Source organism: Rhodococcus sp. DMF-1 (genome assembly GCF_021441945.1).
Lineage (GTDB): Bacteria > Actinomycetota > Actinomycetes > Mycobacteriales > Mycobacteriaceae > Rhodococcus > Rhodococcus ruber.
Map to the genome: position 1 here is coordinate 2,968,857 of NZ_CP090442.1, position 20,100 is coordinate 2,988,956.

A 20,100-nucleotide genomic window follows, 5' to 3' on the forward strand; every position below is an offset into this window, starting at 1 on the left:
GCGGCCCGCTCACTCGGGCAGGCCGTCGAGCACCGCGCGGGTGCCGGACAGGCCGAGCCGGGTGGCACCGGCCTCGATCATGGCCAGCGCCGCCTCGGCCGTGCGGATGCCGCCGCTGGCCTTGACGCCGAGCCGGCCGCCCACGGTCTCGGCCATCAGCCGCACCGCGTGCACGGACGCGCCCCCGGCGGGATGGAACCCGGTGGACGTCTTGACGAAGTTCGCGCCCGCCCGCTCGGCGCACCGGCACGCCTCGACGATCGCCTCGTCCGACAGGGCCGCCGACTCGAGGATCACCTTCAGCACGGGCTCGAACCCGATCGCCTCCCGGACGGTGAGGATGTCGGCGAGCACCGCGTTGTAGTCCCCCGCGACGGCCGCGCCGATGTCGATCACCATGTCGATCTCGGCGGCGCCCTGATCCACGGCGAGCCGGGCCTCGGCGCCCTTGATCAGCGAATGGTGCTTGCCCGACGGGAAGCCCGCCACGGTGGCGACGACGAGTCCGTCCGCCCGCAGCGGCAGCATCGACGGCGACACGCAGACCGACCAGACCCCGAGTTCGCGGGCCTCGTCGACGAGCGCGCGCACGTCGGCGCCCGACGCCTCGGGTTTGAGCAGGGTGTGGTCGACCATCGCGGCGACCCGGGCACGGGTGAGGGTGGTCTCCGGCATGCCCGTCAGCTTTCCACAGCGATATTCCGTTGCCCGGCCCGGCGCCGGTGTCCACACTGCTCTCGTGTTCATCCGACGAGAACTTCCCGCCGACATCCCTGCGATCGGCGACGTGCACCGCGCCGCATTCGCGCCGCTCGCTCCCGCCCGCGTGGAGCCGGTCGAGCCCGGCCTCGTCGAGGCGCTGCGTGCCGGCCCGGCGTGGTTGCCCCGGCTCTCGCTCGTCGCAACCGGAGCCGAGGACTCGGGCACAACCGGAGCCGAGGGCTCGGTCGTCGGGCACGTGTGCGTCACCCGCGGCACGGTCGACGGCGAGCCGGCGCTGGCGCTCGGGCCGATCGGGGTGCTGCCGGCGTGGCAGCGCGCCGGCGTCGGGGGCGCCCTGATGCACGCGGTGCTCGGCGCGGCGGATGCCCTCGACGAACCGCTCGTCGTGCTGCTCGGGCACCTGGACTACTACCCGCGTTTCGGGTTCGTCCCGGCCGCCGAGCTCGGTGTCGATCCCGACGTGCCCGAATGGGCGTCGCACCTGCAGGCCCGCGCCCTCACCGCGCACCGGCCGCAGCTGCGCGGCGTCTTCCGCTACGCCCCTCCGTTCTACGAGATCGGCTAGCGCGGGGGATCGTCGGGGCGGCAATCGCGGTGTCGCGATGCGCTCGATCCGGTGTTCCCCGGGGTGGGAGGACTCACGTGTCCTCCGGTGTTGCGGACGGCCGTGGTGCTGTGTGCAGCCGATCGAGGAAGTGGCCGAGGGCGGGGCTGATGCTGCGGTCGTGCCGGTCCGCACCGACCCGCCGAACGAGTTCTCGCACAGCGGGTCCGGTATCGAGGACCGGCTGGACCAACCCCGACCGTGCACACTGCTCGAGGACGGGCAGCAACACTCGTTCCGCTTCCGCGAGTGAGCCGACCGTGACAAGGCACTCGGTCAGCAGCAAGCGGGCATAGAGGGACGCTCGGGGCCGGTCGGTGGCGCTGATCGACTCGGTGAGGATTCGGGCGCGCCGGCACGCGTGTGTCCGGTCACTGTCGGAGCCGGCGGCGAGCAGCAGCCGGATTGCCGCCTCTTCCGTGGTCTCGGCCGTGACCTGGGCGATCCCGTCAGGAACGTCGCTCGGAAGCCCGGCAGGGAAGGCGACCGGGGAGACCTGCGGTATCCCGATGCCCGTCCGGATGCGCTCGTTGGTGATATGCACCGCCAGACGGGGCAGTTGCAGTGACAGTGCCAGCCGCTCCCCTTCGGCCAGTCGCTCGGCGGCCTGTTCGTGCTGCCCCAGGCGATGCTTCAGGCGAGCGCCGATGACGTACGTGGCGAGCATGAACTCGACGGTTCCGCCTTCGGCGCCGAGGCTGTAGCTCTCGTCGAGCAGGCCTTCGGCCTCGGCGAGGTTTCCCTGTTCGTACAGCATTTCCCCGAGGAGGGCACCGGTGAGGCGGGAGCTGTAGGAATTGTCTTCGTCGGAAGCGGTGGCCAGGTGCATGGCGTGGCGCAGGCTCGTCTCGGCGCCGTCGAGATCGAGTTGTTCCCGTGCGGCCACCGCATCGAGGCAATAGCCGTAGATGACACTGAACGGCCCGGAGGCGCGGCGGTGGTACGGGCGTGCCCATTGCTGCCAGCGCCGGGCCTCGTCGAAGTCGAACCGCTGGATCTCGCGGAACGAGGCCACATCGGCAACACCGCACAGAATCCACGGACGGAGTCTGTCGGCGCGGGCGATGCATGCCTCGAGTGCCTCGCCGAGGTGGTCGAGACGGTCGTCGAAGACGGTGATGGTGGCCCGGATGAGAGAGGCCTCGGCCCGGGCGTCAGCCTCTTCGTCGCCGGACACGGTCGGCAGCACTGCCTCGAGGCGGCTGAGGGCGTCGTTGGCCGCAGTGCGGTGGTGCAGCAGTGCGTGCGCCCAGGCCACCGCCAGCTGCAGGCGTGGCCGCATCGCGCCGGCGGTCGTCGGTAGCTTGGTCTCCAACCCGAGCAGAGTGTTCATCCGGGATTGTTCGAGCAGTGGGATTGCTTCCCGCTCGACCACGTCGATCGCCGCGTCGTCGTCGCCGGCAGCGCGGAAATGATCGACCGCCGCACTCGACAGGCGTTGATCGGCGAACCACCGGGCCGCGGTCCGGTGCAGCTCGTGCAGCCGTTCCGGGTCGCCTCGTTCGAGCCGGCGGCGTAGATAGTCGGTGAACAGGTGGTGGTAACGGAACCACTGTCCTTCCTCGTCGAGCCGGGTGAGGAACAGATCCCGGTCTTCGACGTCCTCGAGCACGGCCTGGGCGTCCCGGCGGCCGGTCAGGGCGGTGGCCAGGGCTGCGCACGTGCGTTCGCTGACCGCGGTGGCCAACAGGAAGTCGAGCAGGTCCGGTTCGAGGCTGTCGAGGACGTTTTCGGCGAGGTACTCGCCGAGGGCGCGATGCCGGCCCGACAGCTGGCGGATGACCGTCCGGGGGTCATGGTGTTCGCGTAGTGCCAGCGAGGCCAGCTGCAGGGCCGCCGCCCACCCATCGGTTGTTTCCTCGAGCTCGGCAATGTCTTTGTCCTCCATGGTCAATCCGGTAGTACCGGTGAGCAGCTCGCGGGACTCGTCGACATCGAAGCGCAATGCGGCGGCGTCGATCTCGATCAACTCGTTGTGCACGCGCAGGCCGCTCAGCGGCAGACCCTGCCGGGCCCGGCTGGTGACGACCAGCTGCAAGTGGTGGCACCCTTGCTCGAGCAGGAACCGGGCGATGGCCCGGCTGGCGGGGTTGGTCACCCGGTGCCAGTCGTCGAGTACCACCGCGATGTGCTGCCCGCCCGTGTGTGTCCGGTTGATGAGGGTGGTCAGCACGAACCGCTCGGCACCCTCCCCGTGTCCCTCCAGGACACGGGTCAGCTCTCTGCCCAGCCGGGGCAGGGTCACCGTGACCGCATCGACGAGATGCGCGAGAAACCAGGCGGGGGTGTTGTCGTCCTCGTCGATCGACAACCACGCGGTCTTGCCACCGTCGTGCTCGAGCATCCGCACGTAGTGGGCGGCCACGGTGGTCTTGCCGTATCCGGCCGGGCCGTGGATCAAGATCAGTCGCGCCCGGGTCGCGGTACCGAGCCGGTCGAGCAACCGGGTGCGCTGCACCATCGCATGAGCCGCGACCGGTGGACGGTACTTGGTCGCCGCGGCGGGCGGACGAGCGGGCACGGATCCACCAGCCGACGGGTCGAGGCGCAGATACGCCGCGGTCGCGGGGGATTCGCGACCTTCCTGCTGCGGTGGGCTCTCCTCGTCCCAGGCCAACGGCAGCGGCAGGTCGGCAACGAGGTAACCGAGATCGGTCCCGGCGCTGCGCAGCGCCTCCCCCAACGCCGCCGCCGTACCGAAACGGTGGGCGGGCTCCCGGGCCATCGCCTGCTCGATCACCGCACACACCCCCTCCGGAACATCCCGCTCGCGCAGATCCGGAATCGGTTCGGTGCTGATCCGCAGCAGCTGCGCCACCAGTTCCTCCCCACGGCGGCGCGCGTAGGCAGGCCGGCCGGCCAGAGCGGTGAACAAGGTGGCGCCGAGTCCGTAGACGTCCGAGACGACCGACGGAGACTGCCCGTGCAGCAGCTCCGGCGCGGTGTAGGCGGGCGAGCCCACCACCAAGCCCCGCGTGGTGTCCTGCCGATCCGACAGCCGGGCGATCCCGAAATCGGTCAGTTGCGGTTCGCCGTACTCGGAGATCAGGATGTTCGCCGGTTTGACGTCGCGGTGCAGGACACCCGCCCGATGCGCCGTCTCGAGCGCCCCGGCCACCTTGATGCCGATGTCGAGAACCTCGGCGACCGTGCGGGCCCCGCGCCGGTCGATCCACGCTTCGAGGGAGTCCCGGCGGTGGAACGGCATCACGATGAAGGGACGCCCGGTACGGGTGACGCCGGCCTCGAGCACGTGCACGATGTTCGGATGCCCCGACAGCCGGCCCATCGCCTGCTGCTCGCGCAGAAACCGCACGCGGTCGGTCTCGTCCGGACTGGGGCTCATCACCTTGACCGCTACCACTCGGTCGAGGGCGGGCTGACGACAGCGGTAGACGATGCCGAACCCTCCCCGCCCTGCCACCCGCGGCTCGACGAAACCGGCCGCGCCCAATTCGTCCGCGAGCTCCCTCGGGGGCGGATCAGCGGAACGTGCAGCGGCGTCACCGGACACTGTGCACCCGGTCTTCGGACTGCGCCCGGCACTCCGGGAGGTGTACCGCGGCACTGCCGGTGGCCGGTTCTGCCGGCCGGTGATCTGCGGACCTGATCATGACGCCACCTCGGATTGCTTCCGATTCTAGGCGCCGCCCGCGCGAAGTCCGTCGTGCCGACGGGCCGGTTCTCTCCACGGCTGGGGCCGGATTCCCGGGTGATTCCCTGCCGGCGAGGAGCGCGAGGTCCTGCGCGGGTGAACGGCACCGCGCCGGCGGTGACCATGCGCACCCCGGCTCCGACGTCGAACTCGCCCAACGCTTCCTGTCGCCCGGAAGACGGTCACGACCGGCATCCCCGTCCTCGCCGCCGCACCGCACTCGTCTCACCGGACGCGAAGGAGCCATCCAGCCTACGGAACTGAAACGTTCGGAATTGCCATAAGGTATCGGCTGCACCGCTGGGCGTCCGGGGCTCCGGCCCCGGCTTCGAGAACCCGAGGACCAGGCATGGCCGACGCAGTGGACGAGACGGCACGGCTCGCGAGCACCTTCGACGACGCGAGCGGCGACTTCGACCGGCTCACCCCGACGGTGTGGGGTCCGGCCGGGCAGGCGCTGGTCTTCCAGCTCGGGCCGGGTCCCGGTGCGACGGTGCTGGACGTGTGTTGCGGCGCCGGCGCCTCGGCGCTACCCGCCGCCGCGGCCGTGGGGCCGACGGGCCGGGTCCACGCGATCGACGTCGCCGACGACCTGCTCGAGCTCGGCCGGCTCGTCGCCGCCGAACGGGCGCTGCAGAACATCGACTTCGTGTGCGCCGACGCCACCACGTGGGAACCGCCCTCCACGGTCCCGGAAGCCGGATACGACGTGCTCGCCATCTCCTACGGGGTGTTCCTGCTGCCCCACATGGATGCCGCGTTCGACCGTCTGGTGGGCCTGGTGCGGCACGGCGGCCGGCTCGGTGTGACCGTGTGGCGGGCCGGGGCGATGGAGGAGATCAGCGCGACGCTGTTCGACGTCGTCGGCCGGCGCAACCCGGCGGTGGCGGGCCGGCCGTCGCTGCGGGAGCGGACGCCGCTGCGGGCGATCGATCTGCCGCGCACCCTCGAGGCGTGGCTCGCGGCCGCCGGCACCCACTCGGTGGAGGTACGCACCCTGTCGAACCTGCTGCCCGCCACCGACGAGCTGTGCTGGGCGCTGGTGACCGGATCGGGCCTGCGGGCGGTCCTGGCCGGGCTCGACACCGACGCGGTCGCCGCGGTGCGCGCCGAATTCCTCGCGGCCGTCACCGAGCGCGGCATCCACACGATCGACGCGACGACCCTCGTCGGGACCGCCACGGTCCGGCGGCCCCCCGCGACGGTGTGACCGGTCGAATCGGACCGGGGTCCCACCTGAGAGACTGGACGGCATGACCTCCGCTGCCTCGTCCGACGACCGTCGGTATGTACTGTCACTGGGCTGCCCCGACGCCACCGGCATCGTCGCCCGCATCTCGACCTTCCTCGCGGACGTGGGCGGCTCGATCGTCGAAGCCGGCTACCACGCGGACCCCGACAGCGGTTGGTTCTTCACTCGGCAGGCCGTGCGCGCCTCCTCCATCCCGCTCGGCCTCGACGAACTGCGCGACCGATTCTCGGCCGTCGCGGCGGAACTGGGCCCGGAGACCGAATGGACGCTGCAGGACACCGGCGAGACCAAGCGGGTGGTGCTCCTCGTCAGCAAGGAAGGCCACTGTCTGCACGACATCCTCGGCCGGGTGGCCGCCGGGGAACTGAACGCGGAGATCTGCGCAGTCGTGGGGAACCATCCCGACCTCGAACGGGTGACCCGCCGGCACGGCATCGACTTCCACTACGTGTCCTTCCCGAAGGATCCGGAGCAGCGGGGGCCCGCGTTCGAGCAGGTGCGCAAGCTCGTCGACGTGCACGATCCGCACGCGGTCGTGCTGGCGCGGTTCATGCAGATTCTGCCGCCCGAGTTGTGCGAGCACTGGGCGGGCCGGGCGATCAACATCCACCACAGCTTTCTGCCGTCGTTCATCGGCGCACGCCCCTACCATCAGGCCTTCGCCCGCGGCGTGAAACTGATCGGCGCGACGTGCCACTACGTGACCCCCGAGCTGGACGCCGGCCCGATCATCGAGCAGGACGTGGTGCGCGTCGGTCATGCCGACACCGTCGGCGACATGGTGCGCCTCGGTCGTGACGTCGAGAAGCTGGTGCTGGCCCGCGGGCTGCGCTGGCACCTCGAGGACCGGGTGCTGGTGCACGGCAGCAAGACCGTCGTCTTCAGCTGACGGCGCGGCATCGGCCGGTCAGCCCACGGTGACGGTGCGGCTGTGCCAGCCGGTGGCGCCGTCGGGGATCGGCGGGCGGCGCTGCTCGTCCTGCACCCGGCCCTCCCCGTCGGTGGCACGCACCTCGAGGGTGTGCGTGCCGGGCGTCGCGTCCCATCGCCACGTCCACTGCCGCCACGTGTCGAGCGAGTACTCCTCGGCGAGTTCGGCGTCGTTCCAGGGGCCGCCGTCGACGCGGACCTCGACGCGGTCGATGCCGCGTTGCTGCGCCCACGCGGTACCGGCGACGACCACGGCCCCCGGCTCGAGCCGGCCGAAGGCGGCGGGGACGTCGATGCGTGAGGCGGTCCGGACGGGGGCCTGTTCCGCCCAGCCGCGCTGCGTCCAGTAGGCCTCGGCCCGGCCGAATCGGGTCAGTTCCCAGTCGACGACCCACTTGGTGGCGGAGACGTACCCGTACAGCCCGGGCACCACCTGCCGGGCGGGGTACCCGTGTTCGAACGGCAGCGGTTCGCCGTTCATCGCGACGGCGAGCAGGGCGTCGCGGCCGTCGAGGACGGCGTCGACGGGGGTGCCGCAGGTGAAGCCGTCGGCGCTGGTGGACAGGAGCATATCGGCGTCGGCCCGGACTCCGGCGCGGGCGAGCAGGTCGCTCATCCGGTATCCGATCCAGCGGGCGTTGCCGGCCAGGTTGCCGCCGACCTCGTTGGACACGCAGGTGAGGGTGAGGATCCGTTCGACGGGTTCGAACGCGGCCAGATCGTCCCAGGTGAGTGTCACTTCCCGCTCGACCATGCCGTGAATACGCAGCTGCCAGTCCGCGGTGCGCAACCGCGGCACCCGCAGCGCGGTGTCGATGCGGTAGAACTCCGCCGGCGAGGTGAGGAAGGGGGTCGCCCCGGGGGCCGTCACCTCGGTGCCCGCCGGCACGGGTGCGGCGGCCCGGGCCGGTCGCGGGACCAGGAACCGGGCACGATCCTCGACGGCCCGCGCCAGCCGGTCGGTGAGGTGCCGGCCGGCGGCGCCGGCGGCCACGGCCACCGCGGCGGCGGTGCCGAGCACCGTGAGGAACCGGCGGCGCGGCCACGCCGCCGGGGTTGCCGTCCCGTCGTCGCGGACGCCGGATGCGGCGAGCAGCCGGACGGCGTACTGCAGCAGCACCGCGCCCGCGACGGTGCCGACGACGGTGGGCAGCGCAGCGACGGCGGTGGCACCCGGCCGGCTCAGTGCCGCGTATCCGCCGACGGCGGCCAGGACCGCGAGGACGACGCCGCCGCGCGGTCGGCGGGGCTGTTCGAGCAGCCCCGCCGCCACGGCAAGCACCGCGAGGATCACCGACATGCCGATGAACAACGCCGGTTTGTCCGACGTTCCGAACGTGTCGATCGCGAACTCGCGGGCCCACGCGGGCGCCCGGTCCACAGTCGTGGCGCCGACGGCGTAGAACGGCGACGATGCCGGCCCGACCAGCGCCGCGAGCAGTTCGCCGACGCCGAGGACGACACCGAACGACACCAGTCCGGCGAGGGCACGCGCGGCGCGGTGGCCCGACACGGTCACGGGTCCTTCTCCAGTGGATGGCACACGGGGGGTTCGGTGCCGCGGCCGCCGCGGATGGGAGCGTCAGGCGGTTGCCTGCACGGGCTCCCGTTCGGCGAGGTACAGCAGTTCGTCGTCGAACGCGTCGATCGCCTCGACCGAGCTCATGTGCCCGATCCCGTCGAGGACGACGAAATGCTCGAGGTGCCCGGCGGCCTCGAGGGCCTCGGCGAGCCGGTGCGCGTGCACCGGCGGCGTGAGGCGGTCCGCCGTGCCGACCAGCACGGTGGTCGGGACGGTGAGGTGCTCGAGGCCCGTTCGGATGTCGATTGCGCTGAGCGCCGTCCCCCAGTTGCCCCGGGCCCGGGGGGTGCAGCCGAGCACGATCTTCTCGCAGAACTCCACCTCGGCGGTGCTCGAGCCGGGCGCGAGGGCGACGTACTTCAGCGCGCGGGTGGTCAGGGGGGAGGCGACGAGCGGCACGGCGGCGCCGAGAACACGCCGCGCGACGGGCTCCGGTACCCGGCCCAGGCGGGGCGGCAGCAGCGCGGCCTCGGCGAGCAGGCTGTCGGTGCCGGTGCTCGCGAGCAGCACTCCGGACGCCTTCTCCCGCACCTGCTCGGGGTGGCGGCCGGCCCACGCGATGATGCTCATGCCGCCCATGCTGTGCCCGGCGAGCACTGCCCTGCGGCCGGCCGGCACCGTCGCCGCGAGGACCGCTGCGAGATCGTCGGCGAGAACGTCGGGGCCGAAGGTCCGGGTACCGAGGTCACTGCGGCCGTGACCGCGCTGGTCGTAGGTGATCACCCGGTAGCGCCCGGCGAGTGCGTTGATCTGCGGGATCCAGTAGTCGGCGTTGCACGTCCACCCGTGGCTGAGCACGATCGGGTCGGCGTCCGGATCGCCGTAGGCGCGGATGTGGAGGTGAGCGCCGTCGTCGGTGGTGAGGTCGACGATGTCGGGGTCCAGCGTGGGCGGCGCGAGCAGCGCATGCGGTGGCCGGTCGGCGGCGCGCACCACGGTGCGGCGACGGCGGGCGCGGTAGGCCACGAGTCCGGCGACGGCGGCAGCGCCGGCCACCCCGGCGAGCGCCAGGGTGGTCCTGCGGGACGGCTTCTTCACCTGTGTTGTTCTCCTGGTTCCTGGAACGACGGCCGTCGCGGGACGCGACGGCCGAGGGACGGGTCCGCGATCACAGGACGTGGGCGCGGCGGAGCAGCAGGGTCGACGGCCCCCCGATCAGGCCCACGCCGTCGAGGAACTCGATCGTCCGTCGGGCGCCCTCACGGAGCCGGTCGTGGTAGTGCGTGTTGGCCCGTACCGCAGCCGTGGCCTCGGCCACGTCGAGCCCCGCGGCGGCGTAGACGTCGTCGTGCACGAGGCTCGTGACGACGAAGTACGCGGAGATGCCCAGCTGCAGCCGGACGCGGACGCGCTCGGTGCGGGACAGGTGGCGGGTGCGGCGGACGATCTCCTCGCGCGCGTAGCGGATGTGCCGGGACTCCTCGACGACGTGGATGCGGCTGACGGTGCGGGTGACGGGCTGGACCCGCTCGTCGCGCATGAAGTCGCGCTGCATCGCGTCGAGGATCTCCTCGGCGAACAGGGTTCCACCGAACGCGAGGGCCCCGCCTGCCGTGGCCTTGAACAGCCGGCCGCTCTCCCGGATCCAGCGTTTCGGCCGGTAGGACGGGATCCCGAAGTGCTGTGCCGCGCGCGCGAACATCGTCGAGTGCCGGCATTCGTCGGCGATCTCGGTGAGCCCGAACTGGACGTAGGCGGTGGCGGGGTCACGGCGGTAGAGGTCGCGCACGAGCATCTGCATCAGGATCATCTCGAACCAGATGCCGGTGCCGGCGATACTGGCGGCCTCGTGCTGGGTCAGGACGATCCGCTGCCGCTCGCTCATCGACTCCCACAGGGCGGTGCCGTAGAGGCTGCTCCACTCGGGGGTCATCCCGTACTTGTCGGCGGGGACAGGGGCGTCCCAGTCGATCTCGAGGGCCGGGTCGTAGGAGGAACGGGCCGCGGAGGCCAGCAGCCTCTCGGCGGTGTCCTCACGGTCGTCCGTGCGGACGGTCCGGGTGAGCGCCATCGTCGATCACCTCGTCTCGGTAATTACCCGTTACCCGAAGTGTCATCAACCGCTCGGCGCTTGTCAAGGCCTCCGAGCGGAACTACCAGCGCGGCCGCTGTACCTCGTCCACCCGCGGTCGCACGTCGACGAGGTACACGCTCACGGCGATCACCGCGATGATTCCGAGCATCATGAAGGTGCCCCAGAAGACGACGATCACCAGCAGCGAGGCGGCGAGGATGCCGAGCCACACCGGCTTGGTGAGCTTGTCGACCGCGGGGAACGCCTCGGCGGGCTGCCGCACGGCATGCAGGAGGGCGAAACCCGCCCCGGCGAGCGCGACGATCTGCAGAGCGAAAATGATCAGGGCGGCGAGAGAATCGACGTTGGGCACGTTCCCATGGTACGAGCAACGGCCCCCACGCGGAGGTCGCGTGGGGGCCGTCGGCGGTTCTACCGACCGGTGTGATCAGGCGCCGGTGGTCTTGCGCGGCGCCGCCTTCTTGGCGGGCGCCTTGGCCGGCGTCTTGGCCGCAGCCTTGGCGGGGGCCTTGGCCGGCGTCTTGGGCGCCGGAGCCTCGGTCTTCGGCGCGGCTGCCTTCTCCGCGGCCTCCTCGACCTTGGTGGCGGCCTCGTCGAGCTCGAGCGCGGCGGTTTCGACCCGGTCCGCGGCCTCCGAAGCCGCCTCCTGGGCCTGGCCACCGAGGTCGAGCACCCGCAGGCCGGCCTCCTCGCCGGCCCCGGAGATGGCCTCGCCGACGTCGCCGGCGGTCTCCTCGATCCGGCCGGCGGCGCGGCCCGCGAGCCGGGCGGCCTGTTCGCCCACGGCGCGGGTCTGTCGGGCCACGGTGCCCAGCGCCTCCTCGGTGAGCTCGACGGCGTCACCGAACGCGGCCTCGGCGCGACCGATGCCCTCCTCCACGACCGGCTGCTTGCGCAGCCGCTCGATGGTCTCCTCACCGCGCTCGGCGAGTGCGGTGTAGATGTCGGAGGCCACCTTCAGGTAGGCCTCGGCGACCTTGCGCAGCTCCTCTGCGGTGAACTTCTCGCGCAGCTCGGCGAGATCCTCGGGCAGTTCGGCCGGCAGGCCGGCGAGCCGCTCGCGCAGGGACTCGACGTTCTCGGTCAGGTCCTCCTGGAAGTCGGCGAGACGGCCCCGGGCACTGTCGACCCGGTCGCCGACGTCGGTCTGGGTGGTCTCGGCGCGACGGCGGGTGCGAGCCACGATGTCGGCCACCGCCTGGACCACGGTGTCGCCGGCGCCGACAGCGGCGTACAGCGGGGTGGCGAGGTTCTTCGGATCGGTCATGTCAGTTCTCCTGTCGATCGGGGTCGGTCGCGCCGTTCGGGGCAGCGGCCGCGGGTGCGGATACCTCGGGTGCAGACACCTCGGGTGAGAGGTCCGCCCCGGAAGGGTGGGAACCGTTCTCTCGGCAGAACGATTCGTAGATGTCGAGCAGGACCTGCTTCTGCCGTTCGTTGAGCACGGCGTCGGCCAGCAGCGCGTCGCGCACCGCGCTCGTCGGGCGCTGCTCCAGGATCCCGGCCCGGACGTAGAGGACCTCCGCGGACATCCGGAGCCCCTTGGCAATCTGCCCGAGCACCTCGGCCGAGGGCTTGCGCAGCCCTCGCTCGATCTGGCTCAGATAGGGATTGCTGACGCCGGCGAGCTGGGAAAGCTGACGCAGGGACACCTGCGCCGCCTCGCGCTGCGAGCGGATGAAACTGCCGATGTCCTGCGCGGCAGTGCTGACCACCCGCGTGGCGATCTCGGTGGCGCCGGACGCATCGTCCTTGTCATCGTCCCCTCCGTCGGCGGGTTCACCCCGTTCCTTCGTGGACACGGTTCCACTGTACCGACAAGTGCTAGCTGTAGCAAGCACTCTGCTAGCAGGTGTGGAACGTCACGCGAACAGCAGATTCGAGAACGTGTAGATGGCCAGACCGGCGAGCGACCCGACCACCGTGCCGTTGATCCGGATGAACTGCAGATCGCGCCCCACCTGGAGCTCGATCTTGCGGCTGGCCTCCTCCGCGTCCCAGCGCTCCACCGTCTCCCGGATGACCGCGGTGATCTCGTCGGCGTAGTTGGCCGCGATGTACCGGGCCCCGTCGAGCAGCCAGCGGTCGAACTTGCCGCGCAGCTCGTGGTCCTCCATCAGCCGCACCCCGAAGTGGATGACGTTCTCGGTGACCTTCGTGCGCAGCGTGCTGTGCGGGTCGTCGACCGACTCGAGGATCATCCGCTTGGCCGCCCGCCACGTCGCGGAGGCCAGCTGGGTGACCTCCTCCCGACCCATGATCTCCGCCTTGACCTTCTCCGCCTTGGCGATGGTGACCGGATCGTGCTGCAGGTCCCGCGCGTAGTCGGCGAGGAACCGGTTCGCGGCCACACGCACCTCGTGGTCGGGGTCGGACCGCACCTTCCAGGTGAACTCGACCAGCTCGCGGTGGATCCGCTCGCCGAGCAGCAGGTCCACGAACTTCGGCGACCACGACGGCGAGTCGCGGCTGATGATGCGATCGATCGTCTCCTGGCTGCCGAGGGCCCACTGGTGAGCCCGTTCGGCCAGCATGTCGATCAGCGGCAGCTGCCGGTTCTCGGCGAGCAGCTCGGACAGCACCCGGCCGATGGGCGGCCCCCACTCCGGCTCGGCGATGCGCTTGACGATGGTGTTGTCGATGATCTGCTGGATGTCCTCCTCGCGCAGGACCGTCACGAGTCCCCGCAGCACCGTCGACGTCTCCTGCGCGATCCGCTCGGCGTGTTCGGGCTCCGCCATCCAGGTTCCCAGGCGCAGCGGGATCCGGGCGTTCTCGACCTTCGCCGACACCACCTCGGGGGCGAGGAAGTTGGAGCCGACGAACGAACTCAGGCTCGCCCCGAGCTGATCCTTCTTCCGTTTGATGATGGCCGTGTGCGGAACGGGGATGCCCAGCGGATGCCGGAACAGCGCCGTGACCGCGAACCAGTCCGCGAGCGCGCCGACCATCCCGGCCTCGGAGGCGGCCCGCACGTACCCCACCCATTCGCCGGCGCCGCGCGTCTCCTGCCAGCGGCAGAACAGGTAGATTGCGGTCGCCACGAGCAGGAAGCCGGTGGCGACCGCCTTCATCCGGCGCAGGTCCCTGCGCTTGGCGTCATCGTCGATGCTCATCAGCTGCACCTCCGCTATTGTGCCGAAGCTGCGCCCGGCGAGGGCGGACGCGGCGGAAACGGACGTCGTGCCCCGAACGGGACGTCCGCACGGCCGGCCGCGTGGCCCCCTCTAAACTGGACGGACGATCGAGCGAACGGATGTGCCACCCAGTGCCGAACCACCGAGTTCCCCAGCCCCCGTCCCCGACCGACACGCCGGTCCCGACGGCCGCCGCGCCGACCAAACAGGACGGCCGCAAGCGTCGCTGGCACGAACACAAGATCGCCCGGCGCGAGGAACTCGTCGACGGCACGATCAAGGCGATCCGGTCCCGCGGACGCGACGTCGGGATGGACGAGATCGCCGCCGAGATCGGTGTCTCCAAGACCGTTCTCTACCGGTACTTCACCGACAAGAACGACCTGACCACGGCGACGATGCTGCGGTACGTGGAGACGATCCTGGCGCCGCGCATCTACGCGGCGGTGGCCGAGGACCTCGACGAGTACGACCTGACCCGGGTCGCGATCGCCACCTACGTCGAGACCGTCGCCTCCGATCCCGAGGTGTATCTGTACGTGATGACCAACAGCGCCGCGGCCGGGCGCGACGTCGTGGCCGACTCGGAGCGGATGATCGCCGAGCTCGTCGCGACGGTGATCGGTGAGCGGCTGCGGCACCTGGAGATGGACTCGGGCGGGTCCGTCCCGTGGGCGTACGCGATCGTGGGCGCGATCCAGCTCGCCACCCACTGGTGGATTTCCAACAAGTCGATGTCGGCGGAGGACCTGACCGACTACCTCACGATGATGACCTGGGGCGGCATATCCGGGATCGCAGCCGTCGGCGGCTCGCCGGCCCGCTTCAAGAGCCGGCCGCACCCGCTGCTTCCGGACGCCGGCACCCCGTGACCCTGTTTGTGTAACTGACGTTTACATGTAAGGTCGCGGGCATGTCCGACCCACACGACGACGAACCCGACGGCTACCGCGGCCCCGCCGAGGTCACCGTCGGCGAGCAGCACGCCACGACGGAGGTCCAGCTCTCGGGGGCATTCGACCCGATCAGCGGCCGCTACCGCTGGCGGGGGCGTCTCCGCGGACTCGCGGCAGCCCTGCCGGGCACCGACCTCTCCCCCGGCACCGACGTCCACCTCACGGTGCCCGGACCCGACGGCCCCGTTCCGGCGATCGCCCGGATCACCGAGACGGACCTGTGGGGCAGCCACATGGTCGACGGGATGTCGGCTCCGCCCTACCCCACCCGCCCGGACGACACCGAGCTCGAACTCGGCTGATCCGGCCACGGGATGTGGCACGCTCGGCAGATGACCGTCAAGAGCACCGATCCGTGGCAGGCGCCGGCCGTCGAGGTGCTCCGTGCCCACCCCGGGACCAGGGTCGCCGACATCGAGACGAACGGAACCCCGGGCTTCACCGGCGACAAGGCCACCGGCGAACGGCTCATCGAGGAACGCGGGGCGGTGCTCTCGCGCCTGCAGGAGATGCTGTTCGCCAACGGACGCTCGGGGGACCGCCGGTCAATCCTGCTGATCCTGCAGGGCATGGATACCGCGGGCAAGGGCGGCATGGTCCGCAACGTCATCGGCCACGTGGATCCGCAGGGCGTCGACCACACGTCGTTCGGTGTACCCACGCCCGAGGAGAAGCGCCACCACTACCTGTGGCGCATCCACAAGGCGCTGCCGCGGGCGGGACAACTCGGGGTGTTCGACCGCTCGCACTACGAGGACGTGCTCGTCGTGCGGGTCCGCAACCTCGTGCCCGAGAGCGTGTGGAGCACCCGGTACGACGAGATCAACCAGTTCGAGCGTGAACTCGTCGACAGTGGGACCACGCTGGTCAAGGTGGCGATGTTCGTCTCGCTCGACGAGCAGAAGCGCCGCCTGGCCGAACGGCTCGAGCGGCGGGACAAGCACTGGAAGTACAACCCCGGCGACGTCTCCGAACGCACGCTGTGGCCCGCCTACCAGGAGGCGTACCAGGCGATGCTGGACAAGACCTCGACGGAGCACGCCCCCTGGTATGTCGTGCCCTGCGACCGCAAGTGGTACAGCCGCATCGCCGTCATGGAACTGCTCGTCGACGCGTTCGAGCGCCTCGACCTGGACTGGCCGGCAGCCGGGTTCGATGTGGAACTCGAGAAGCGGCGCCTGGCCGAGGCGTGAGACGGCGGAACCGTCAGAACAGGTGCGGTGTCTCGCGATGCAGACGATGGTCGTGATGGACGGTACTACCGATCATCGCGATCGCCGACGCCACCGCGAGGACGCACACCGCGCCCGCGACGAGCGCCCACCCGCCGTTGCCGGACCCCGCGGCGTAGAGGAAACCCGCAAGACTCACGATCGAGACCAACGCGAGCATGTAGCCGGTCCATGCGACGAACAGATTGAGCTTCATGACCACCCTCCTTTCCTCGGAGCGACGTTGTCCCTGGTGGAGCCGACAGTACCCCCACAGTGACACAGGTCACAAGAGGACGGTGGTGCTACCGGGGAGGTTTGACGAGCGCCGTACGGGGCATGCCGAGAGAGTGCAGCCCACAGCGGTTCCGAACGAGGACTGGAACAAGCGGGTCCGGCACGAGACGCCCGTGCAGCGACTGGACCGGAACTGGTCGAGTCTGCTGCAGGAGCTGCGCGTCGTGCAGACCGGCGTCCAGCTCCTCACCGGCTTCCTGCTCACCCTGCCGTTCCAGAGCCGGTTCGACGAGCTGACCGGCTTCCAGCGCGGCGTCTATCTCGTCACCGTGCTGGCGTCGATCACGGCCACCATCCTGCTCGTCGCCCCCGTCGGTATGCACCGCCTGCTCTTCCGGCAGCGCCGCCTCCCGGAACTGGTGGTCACGGCGCACCGCTTCGCCATGGCGGGCCTGCTCCTGCTCGGGGTCGCGATGGCCGGCGTCGTCGTGCTGGTCGTCGGGCTGGTGGTCAACACCGCCGCCGGCATCGCCGGGGGCATCGTCACGGTCGTGCTGTTCCTGACCCTGTGGGTGGCCTACCCCTGGCGATACCGACGCTGACCCGGCTCAGCCCGGCAGCGTCTCACCACCGATCGGTGCGAGCACCTCACCGCTGTAGTACGACGACATCGTCTCGGAGGCGAAGAACACGTACGAGGGTGCGATCTCGTCCGGCTGCGCCGCCCGGCCGAACGGGGCCTGCTGCCCGAACGTCGCGACTTTCTCCGCATCCATGGTCGCCGGGATCAGCGGCGTCCACACCGGTCCCGGCGCGACGCAGTTGATGCGGATTCCCCGGTCCTGGAACGACTGCGCCAGCGAGTACGTCAGCGCGAGCACCGCACCCTTGGTGGCCGAGTAGTCGATCAGCGACTTGTTGCCCCGCAGACCGTTGATGGAGGCGGTGTTGATCACCGCGGAACCGCGCGGCAGGTGGGCGAGCGCCGCCTTCGTCACGTGGAAGTAGCTGTCGATGTTCACCGCGAACGTCCGCCGCCACTGGGCGTCGTCGAGTTCGGTGAGGTCGTCCACCGGCTCCTGGTACGCGACGTTGTTGACCAGCAGATCGAGGCCGCCGAGCGCCGCGGCCGTCTCGGCGACGACCGCCCGGCAGTGGTCCGCCGCGGCGAGATCTCCCGGGAGGAGGTGGCATCGACGACCCGCACGCCGCACGAGGTCCGCGGTGTGCTCGGCGTCGTCGTGCTCGTCGAGGTAGGCGATCGCGACGTCGGCGCCCTCCTTCGCGAAGGCCACCGCCACCGCGCGCCCGATACCGGAGTCACCGCCGGTGATCAGGGCCTTGCGGCCGGCGAGCAGGTCGCGGCCCCGATAGTTCCGCATCTCGTCGCGGGGCTGCTCGGCCATGTCGGCCGTCTCACCGGGGTAATCGATCGTGTGCGGCGGGCGCTCGACATCCTCGCCGCCGGATGCAGTCCCGTTCTCCACGTCGCTGTTGTCACCGTCGCTTTTTTCACTGTTCATGTCCGGGCGGATACCCGCCCGGACCCGCCCCACACCCGGCGTTTCGCACGAATCGGGTCCGGGTATCCGCGCACATGCCTGCGAATTCTGCGACCGCCGTGCTGCAGTCCGCCGCCCTCCCCCAGGCCCGGGGGCCTGTCTCCCGGCAGGTGATCGAACGGCTCGCGCGTCCGGCCGACACCGGCCTCTGGCCGATCGAGGTGGCCGGGACCGACCCCTACGGCGAGGATGCCCAACTGGCTCTGACGGTGTTGTACGAACTGTCCTACCGCGGGTTCGACGGGGTCGACGCCGGCTGGGAATGGGCGCCGGGCCCGCTGGCCGTCCGAGCCGGTCTCGAACGGCTCTTCCTGGACCGGCTGCGCGCCGACGTGCCGTCGGGCGACGATCCCCAGCGGGTGTTCGACGACCTGTGCCGCGAACCCGAGGACGCGTGGGGCGTGTCCCATCACATCCGTGACCGGGGCACGTGGGAGCAGGTGCGCGAGTTCTTCGTCCACCGGTCCGTCTACCACCTCAAGGAGGCCGACCCCCACTCGTTCGCCATCCCGCGGCTCACCGGCAGGGCGAAGGCGGCGCTGGTGGCGGTGGAGTTCGACGAGTTCGGCGGCGGCCGGGCCGAGCGCATGCACTCGGTCCTCTACTCGGACCTGCTCGCCGCGGCCGGTCTCGACACGGGATACCTGGCCTATCTGGACCGGGTGCCCGCGGAGACGCTCGCGACGGTGAACTTCATGTCCCTGTGCGGACTGCACCGCGCGCACACCCCGAAACTCGTGGGCCTGTTCGCCTCCGCGGAGATCACCTCCTCGCCGATGGCGCGCCGGATGGCACGCGGCCTCGAACGCCTGGGCGCGCCGGACGCGTGCATCCACTTCTACACCGAGCACATCGAGGCGGACGCGGTGCACGAGCAGGTGCTCCGCTACGACGTGGCGGGTGATCTCGTCGAGCGCGAGCCGCGCTGCGCCGGCGACGTCGCGTTCGGCGCAGAGGCGATGGAATACCTCGAGGGCCGGCTCGCCGCGTACCTGCTCGAGCGGTGGAAGAACGACGAATCGTCCCTGCTCGGCACCGGATCCGGCTGAGCGTCCCCCGGCTGATATCCGGCCCGGCATCCGAGTTCTCGGGTGCCGGGCCGTCGCCGTTCAGTCCTCCCGGCCGGAATCCTCCTCGTCGATCAGGTGCACGGCCGCTTCCTCGGCGGACGCGGCGCCCCCGTCGATTCCCACGTCCGTTCCGAACAACTCGGCGTCCTCGTCCTCGGCGGTGCCCTCGTCCGGCGCGACGAGGCGCCCGGCGCGCGTCCGGCCGGCCTCGGCGACGGAGCTGCGGAACTCGCTCTCGCCCTCGTCCTCCCGTTCGGGCTCCTCCTCACGGAGCCGCTCGTCCAGGGTCTCGTGCCGGTCGAGGCCGACGGGCCGTTCCATCGGTGAGAATCCCTCGTCGAGGACGTCGTCGACGCCGCGGTCGATCAGGGAGTCCTCCGGCTGCAACTGGTCCTCGTCGTCGACGCTGTACTCGCCCGGGACGCTGTCCCCGGGGTTCTCCGAAGTAGGCATGCCCCAGACAATGCCACCGGGACCGTCGGCGCGCCACGAATCGACGCGAAGTACCTGCTGTCCACCGGTGTGAGGTTCGTGAGGTTTCGGCACATCCGATGCGGGTATCCCCTCGGCAAGGCCCGGATCCGACCGGCAACGGGCACCGACAGCGAGGTGACACTCATGATCATTCTGGGTTTGATTCTGCTCGTGGTGGGTTTCCTCACCAACATCTCGATCCTGTGGACACTCGGGATCATTCTCCTGGTGGTGGGCGCAATCCTGGCGATCCTCGGAGCGACGGGCCGGGCTGTCGGCGGCCGGAAGTACTGGTATTGACGCGTGACGTGTGACGCGTTGCGGGGCGGGCGGTTCCCCAGGAACCGCCCGCCCCGCTGTGTGCGTGCCGTGCGCCAGGGGCCGGTCGACGTGGACCGGACGTGGACCGGACTCAGCGCGGATCGCGCCGGGGCCGACGGTGACTGGTGTCGCACAGCGGGTACCGCTCGCTGCGACGGCACCGGCAGATCGCGACGACGAACCGGTCCGATTCCACCTCGTCGCCGTCCTCGGCGACGATGCGCACCGGACCTTCCACCAGGGCGGGACCGCCGCGGACCAGCCGGACGACCCTCGGCTCCTCCGCCGCGAGACCCTCCACCCGCAGTCCCGGGCACAGGCCGGGCACAGCGACGCCCCCGGGGGACGTGT

General features: G+C 70.7%; 22 protein-coding genes. 9 read left to right on the forward strand and 13 right to left on the reverse strand.

Features of this window, described 5'->3' with window-relative positions; genetic code table 11:
* Positions 1–9: 9 nt before the first annotated feature.
* Complete coding sequence (gene deoC, locus LZP97_RS13505; RefSeq protein WP_010592123.1) at positions 10–675, reverse strand: deoxyribose-phosphate aldolase; 666 nt, start codon at positions 673–675, stop codon at positions 10–12.
* 64 nt (positions 676–739) lie between these two features.
* On the opposite strand from deoC, the gene LZP97_RS13510 reads away from it, so the two are divergent.
* Positions 740–1,288, forward strand: coding sequence for a GNAT family N-acetyltransferase (locus LZP97_RS13510; protein WP_040270936.1), 549 nt, complete (start codon positions 740–742; stop codon positions 1,286–1,288).
* 73 nt (positions 1,289–1,361) lie between these two features.
* Here LZP97_RS13510 and LZP97_RS13515 read toward each other — a convergent pair whose 3' ends face one another.
* Positions 1,362–4,895: a protein kinase domain-containing protein gene (locus LZP97_RS13515; RefSeq protein WP_442792833.1), complete on the reverse strand. Its 3,534-nt coding sequence runs from the start codon at positions 4,893–4,895 to the stop codon at positions 1,362–1,364.
* A gap of 436 nt (positions 4,896–5,331) precedes the next feature.
* Between LZP97_RS13515 and LZP97_RS13520 the strand changes: the two genes are divergently transcribed.
* On the forward strand, positions 5,332–6,192 hold the full coding sequence (locus LZP97_RS13520) for a class I SAM-dependent methyltransferase (RefSeq protein ID WP_040270857.1): 861 nt from the start codon (positions 5,332–5,334) through the stop codon (positions 6,190–6,192).
* Between the two features lie 43 nt (positions 6,193–6,235).
* Positions 6,236–7,123, forward strand: a complete 888-nt coding sequence (purU, locus tag LZP97_RS13525; protein WP_003937511.1) for a formyltetrahydrofolate deformylase — start codon at positions 6,236–6,238, stop codon at positions 7,121–7,123.
* 18 nt (positions 7,124–7,141) lie between these two features.
* On the opposite strand, the gene LZP97_RS13530 is transcribed toward purU, so the two are convergent.
* From LZP97_RS13530 to LZP97_RS13560, 7 genes are all read right to left on the reverse strand, one after another.
* Complete coding sequence (locus tag LZP97_RS13530) at positions 7,142–8,683, reverse strand: molybdopterin-dependent oxidoreductase (RefSeq protein WP_082061230.1); 1,542 nt, start codon at positions 8,681–8,683, stop codon at positions 7,142–7,144.
* A 63-nt stretch (positions 8,684–8,746) separates the two neighbouring features.
* Positions 8,747–9,784 carry an alpha/beta fold hydrolase gene (locus LZP97_RS13535; protein WP_017681229.1) on the reverse strand — a complete coding sequence of 346 codons (1,038 nt, stop codon included), beginning with the start codon at positions 9,782–9,784 and terminating at the stop codon, positions 8,747–8,749.
* A 70-nt stretch (positions 9,785–9,854) separates the two neighbouring features.
* Positions 9,855–10,757, reverse strand: coding sequence for an AurF N-oxygenase family protein (locus tag LZP97_RS13540; RefSeq protein WP_010592131.1), 903 nt, complete (start codon positions 10,755–10,757; stop codon positions 9,855–9,857).
* 82 nt (positions 10,758–10,839) lie between these two features.
* On the reverse strand, positions 10,840–11,133 hold the full coding sequence (locus LZP97_RS13545) for a DUF2516 family protein (protein WP_003937507.1): 294 nt from the start codon (positions 11,131–11,133) through the stop codon (positions 10,840–10,842).
* A gap of 75 nt (positions 11,134–11,208) precedes the next feature.
* Complete coding sequence (locus LZP97_RS13550; RefSeq protein ID WP_010592132.1) at positions 11,209–12,048, reverse strand: hypothetical protein; 840 nt, start codon at positions 12,046–12,048, stop codon at positions 11,209–11,211.
* 1 nt (position 12,049) lies between these two features.
* Positions 12,050–12,583 carry a helix-turn-helix domain-containing protein gene (locus tag LZP97_RS13555; RefSeq protein ID WP_010592133.1) on the reverse strand — a complete coding sequence of 178 codons (534 nt, stop codon included), beginning with the start codon at positions 12,581–12,583 and terminating at the stop codon, positions 12,050–12,052.
* Positions 12,584–12,643: 60 nt separating this feature from the next.
* On the reverse strand, positions 12,644–13,897 hold the full coding sequence (locus LZP97_RS13560; protein WP_225222515.1) for a DUF445 domain-containing protein: 1,254 nt from the start codon (positions 13,895–13,897) through the stop codon (positions 12,644–12,646).
* A 152-nt stretch (positions 13,898–14,049) separates the two neighbouring features.
* Here LZP97_RS13560 and LZP97_RS13565 point away from each other — a divergent pair, with 152 nt between their 5' ends.
* The 3 genes from LZP97_RS13565 to LZP97_RS13575 are packed head-to-tail and all read left to right on the forward strand — an operon-like array spanning position 14,050 to position 16,067.
* Positions 14,050–14,790, forward strand: a complete 741-nt coding sequence (locus LZP97_RS13565) for a TetR/AcrR family transcriptional regulator (protein ID WP_040270853.1) — start codon at positions 14,050–14,052, stop codon at positions 14,788–14,790.
* Positions 14,791–14,831: 41 nt separating this feature from the next.
* Positions 14,832–15,176, forward strand: coding sequence for a DUF4873 domain-containing protein (locus tag LZP97_RS13570; protein ID WP_010592136.1), 345 nt, complete (start codon positions 14,832–14,834; stop codon positions 15,174–15,176).
* A 30-nt stretch (positions 15,177–15,206) separates the two neighbouring features.
* Complete coding sequence (locus tag LZP97_RS13575) at positions 15,207–16,067, forward strand: PPK2 family polyphosphate kinase (RefSeq protein ID WP_010592137.1); 861 nt, start codon at positions 15,207–15,209, stop codon at positions 16,065–16,067.
* Positions 16,068–16,080: 13 nt separating this feature from the next.
* Here the strand turns inward: LZP97_RS13575 and LZP97_RS13580 are convergent, their stop codons facing one another.
* Positions 16,081–16,302, reverse strand: a complete 222-nt coding sequence (locus LZP97_RS13580; RefSeq protein WP_010592138.1) for a hypothetical protein — start codon at positions 16,300–16,302, stop codon at positions 16,081–16,083.
* A gap of 133 nt (positions 16,303–16,435) precedes the next feature.
* Here LZP97_RS13580 and LZP97_RS13585 point away from each other — a divergent pair, with 133 nt between their 5' ends.
* Positions 16,436–16,924 carry a DUF6328 family protein gene (locus LZP97_RS13585; RefSeq protein ID WP_010592139.1) on the forward strand — a complete coding sequence of 163 codons (489 nt, stop codon included), beginning with the start codon at positions 16,436–16,438 and terminating at the stop codon, positions 16,922–16,924.
* 6 nt (positions 16,925–16,930) lie between these two features.
* Here LZP97_RS13585 and LZP97_RS13590 read toward each other — a convergent pair whose 3' ends face one another.
* On the reverse strand, positions 16,931–17,845 hold the full coding sequence (locus tag LZP97_RS13590) for an SDR family oxidoreductase (protein WP_371851033.1): 915 nt from the start codon (positions 17,843–17,845) through the stop codon (positions 16,931–16,933).
* 74 nt (positions 17,846–17,919) lie between these two features.
* Between LZP97_RS13590 and LZP97_RS13595 the strand changes: the two genes are divergently transcribed.
* Positions 17,920–18,933 carry an iron-containing redox enzyme family protein gene (locus LZP97_RS13595; RefSeq protein ID WP_040270851.1) on the forward strand — a complete coding sequence of 338 codons (1,014 nt, stop codon included), beginning with the start codon at positions 17,920–17,922 and terminating at the stop codon, positions 18,931–18,933.
* A gap of 60 nt (positions 18,934–18,993) precedes the next feature.
* Here LZP97_RS13595 and LZP97_RS13600 read toward each other — a convergent pair whose 3' ends face one another.
* Positions 18,994–19,407, reverse strand: coding sequence for a DUF5709 domain-containing protein (locus LZP97_RS13600; protein ID WP_010592142.1), 414 nt, complete (start codon positions 19,405–19,407; stop codon positions 18,994–18,996).
* A gap of 165 nt (positions 19,408–19,572) precedes the next feature.
* Here LZP97_RS13600 and LZP97_RS13605 point away from each other — a divergent pair, with 165 nt between their 5' ends.
* Positions 19,573–19,728: a DUF6131 family protein gene (locus tag LZP97_RS13605; protein WP_003937495.1), complete on the forward strand. Its 156-nt coding sequence runs from the start codon at positions 19,573–19,575 to the stop codon at positions 19,726–19,728.
* A 112-nt stretch (positions 19,729–19,840) separates the two neighbouring features.
* On the opposite strand, the gene LZP97_RS13610 is transcribed toward LZP97_RS13605, so the two are convergent.
* Positions 19,841–20,050 (reverse strand): CDGSH iron-sulfur domain-containing protein, encoded by a 210-nt coding sequence (locus LZP97_RS13610; RefSeq protein ID WP_040270934.1) that lies wholly within the window; start codon positions 20,048–20,050, stop codon positions 19,841–19,843.
* Positions 20,051–20,100 lie beyond the last annotated feature (50 nt).